The sequence below is a fragment of the Sulfurimonas sp. genome (genome assembly GCF_027056685.1).
GTDB lineage: Bacteria > Campylobacterota > Campylobacteria > Campylobacterales > Sulfurimonadaceae > Sulfurimonas.
In genome coordinates, this window is record NZ_JALUKE010000138.1 from 1 (window position 1) to 3,209 (window position 3,209).

Genomic DNA, 3,209 nt, shown 5'->3' on the forward strand with positions numbered 1-3,209 from the left:
CTTTAATTGCATAGCTTTGAGAATCAACACCCATAAGAAGCGTATAATTTTGTAATTCACACTCTCCAGATTGATCACAAACACCACACTGAAGAGGATGATTTACATCATAAACTTCCATAATTGCGCGGCGTTCTTTCTCTATTGTCTCAGTAGATGTTGTTATACTCATACCATCTTTGGCCTTAGCATTACAAGCATATACCTGCTTGCCATCTGCTTCCACTAAACATATACGACAAGCCAAAGTTGGACTACATCTCGTCAGGTAACATATTGCAGGAATAAAAATATCGTTCGCACGGGCTGCGTTTAATAAAAACTCACCCTCTTGCGTTTGAACCTCTTTTCCATCAATATTTATAGTAATCTTACTCATTATACTACTCTCACTATTTTGGATTTTTCAAATCTATATTTACTACAATCTTCTGCCATATCAAAGCTAGGATTTAGTGCTATAGTTCCTTTTAATTCATCATCTTGTTTGAAGATACGCTTTATAGTTTTTGAAGCAAAATGAATCTCTACTTCATCACCGTCAGATATTCGAGCCGCTGCGGCAAACTGTGCAGAACCTCTTAAAGCAGTATCTTTTTCTAACTGTTTTGTTTTATTTGTAAATTGATTAAATTGTAAAACAGGGTTACAGTGATAAATAACTGTACCATTAAACTCTGGTAGCTCTGCTACTTCTTCTATTTTACCATCACTCACACAAGCAACCTCATCTAAAATATACCCTCTTACATCTTCACCGTAAACAGTATAGAAGTTTTCAAGTGCATCAAATTCAATCGCTTTAAAACCTTTTGCAGTTGCTAACTCTTTTGTATATTCAATCGTATTCTCTTTATGCAGACCTAAGGCATTAGCTAAATCATTTAAATTATACCCATCAAAAGCTAAAGCAACATTAAGTGGTAGAACTTGATTATCTACATTTACTACGCTTCCCTCTATCTGATTGAGTGCAGGCATTGCTAAATCAGCCTCTTCAAGAGATGAGAGTACAAAATTACCTTTTGCATTATAGCCCACAACATTTACACTCTCTTCATCACAATCAAGGTCACAAAGAAGTGAAACACCAGCTGTATTTACTTCATTTGGCACAACTACTAAAGAAAAATCTGTATATTTTTCAATCAGTGCTACAATTTTTGCAATATTTGTTGCTCTCTTGTGAGCAAACAGATCACTTCCTACCACAAGAACACGCTTAGAACTTCTTGAAAATGCTTTTGTCATAGATTTTAGTTCATCATCACCAACATTACTCTCGGCTTCTAAATACCCTAAATCTAAATCATCTAAAAATGCTCTACTTGACTCATCTATATCTACATTTTGTAGTAGTTCATTTGCAAGCAGTGCTATAACACCCTCTTCTGAACCTGCTTCGTATTTCATAAGTTGCGTTGCCGTGTTTTTCATCAAAGCATCTTCCATAGGATGAGCATAGACAATTTTTGCACCATTATGTTGCGATGCAGTTCTTAGTGCATAGCGTACCATTGGATTATCAGTCGCTATTCTTGTACCAAAAACGATGGCTGCATCTGCTTGTTTAATAGCATCTAAAGAACCACTATGGTGCAGTTTTCCACTTATAGAGCTATATGCACTCATGAACTCACCATAGAGTCTTGCATCTTCATTGAAAAGTTTCAGACCTAATTTCTCTTTTAGAAGTTGTAAAATATGTGCCTCTTCATTTGTAATCATTGAAGAAAAACGGATGGCATTTGCACTTTTTAGCGCTTCTACTGCCTTGTTAAACGCAGCTTCATCTTTTGTAGCGCTATTTTGAAAATCAAATCCAAATCTACCAGCACCACAAAGTGTTGTATATTCATAATTGTTTTTCACTCTATAAATAGCATTTACATTTTGCGTTCTATCACTTCCATGTTTTACTTCATACTCTAAAGAACACCCAGCTGAGCAGTGTGCACAAGTAGAAGGAATACGAGAAAGTTCCCATGCATTTGCAGAGTATTTAAAGTCAGAACTTACAAGTGCGCCAACAGGACAAACTGCGATACACTCTCCACAAAAAGTACAGTCAAGTGTCTGTGCATTTTTTGGAATGATAACAGAAGAGTACCCACCAAATTTTACATCAATGGCATCATCTCCTATCACTTCATTACAAACATGCACACACTTCTCACACATAATACAGAGTGCGGGGTCATAGTTAATCAGCCCCCAATCTTGCACTTTTTTCAACTGGTCTTTTGCAGAAAAATCCTGTTTTGCTACACCAAATTCTAAAGTCATATTTTGCAAATCACATTCACCGGATTTATCACACACACCACACTCTAAAGGGTGATTTACATCATAAAGCTTCATAATGTTTGTTCGTTCAAGTTCAAGCTCTTGTGAGTTTGTTTTTACTTCTATACCCTCAGTAGGAGGTGTATTACAGCTTAATATAAAACCATCAACACCCTTCACTTCAACAGAACAGATACGACACGACGCACATGGAGATGTTTTTGAAATATAGCACATAGTAGGAATATAGATGTCATTTTTTCTTGCTGCTTGCAAGATAGTTTCACCCTTTTGTGCAGTTACCTCTTTGCCATCAATTTTAAAATTAATTATTTTACTCATTCATGACCTCCTTACGCCTGTACCATAGCGATGTAATAACAACGCATACAGCGTTCAGCTTCACTTAGTGCTTCATCTTGTGTAAAGCCTAAGTTTACCTCTGCATTATTATGTTTACGATACTCAGCATCTAAAACTGATGAGTGTTCACGAGGAAGACCTGGGAGCCAACCACTCACTTTCTCTTTCTTATCATAAACTTTCAATTTTGCAAGATGGTCTTCCATTATTTCATCGTCACTCAAAGTAATCTCGCCACTCTGTACAAAACGGCTAATGACAGAAGCCCCTCGTTTTGCTTGACCGACTGCGTTTACAATAGTCATCGGACCATATTCACAATCTCCAGAAGCAAAAATTCCCTTACGAGAAGTCATATAATCTTTTCCATTTGTCTTAATAGTCGCCCATGAAGTCATCTCAATATCCCACTCCTCAGGTAAGAAACCTAAATCAGCACTTTGAGAAACTGCAGGAATAAGATAATCTGCTTCTATAGTATAAGATTCACCCTCAATTTTTACAAGTTGCGCACGACCACCATTTGGATCAGGAACAAGCTCAAACTTATCAATTAAAAG

General features: G+C 36.6%; 3 protein-coding genes. All 3 read right to left on the reverse strand.

The genetic code is table 11. The features are described 5' to 3' along the window. The coding region (locus MVY38_RS06090; RefSeq protein WP_297484369.1) for a 2Fe-2S iron-sulfur cluster-binding protein at nt 1-379 on the reverse strand (379 nt) is incomplete at its 3' end. After that, complete coding sequence (locus MVY38_RS06095) at nt 379-2,628, reverse strand: NADH-quinone oxidoreductase subunit G (protein WP_297484370.1); 2,250 nt, start codon at nt 2,626-2,628, stop codon at nt 379-381. The genes MVY38_RS06090 and MVY38_RS06095, both read right to left, overlap by 1 nt. A gap of 11 nt (nt 2,629-2,639) precedes the next feature. Next, nucleotides 2,640-3,209 (reverse strand): FAD-dependent oxidoreductase (locus MVY38_RS06100; protein ID WP_297484372.1); only part of this gene is annotated, 570 nt, incomplete at its 5' end.

Excerpts from the sequence above, each read along its gene's own strand:
- MVY38_RS06095 (WP_297484370.1), bottom strand. The coding sequence starts at position 2,628 with ATGAGTAAAATAATTAATTTTAAAATTGATGGCAAAGAGGTAACTGCA.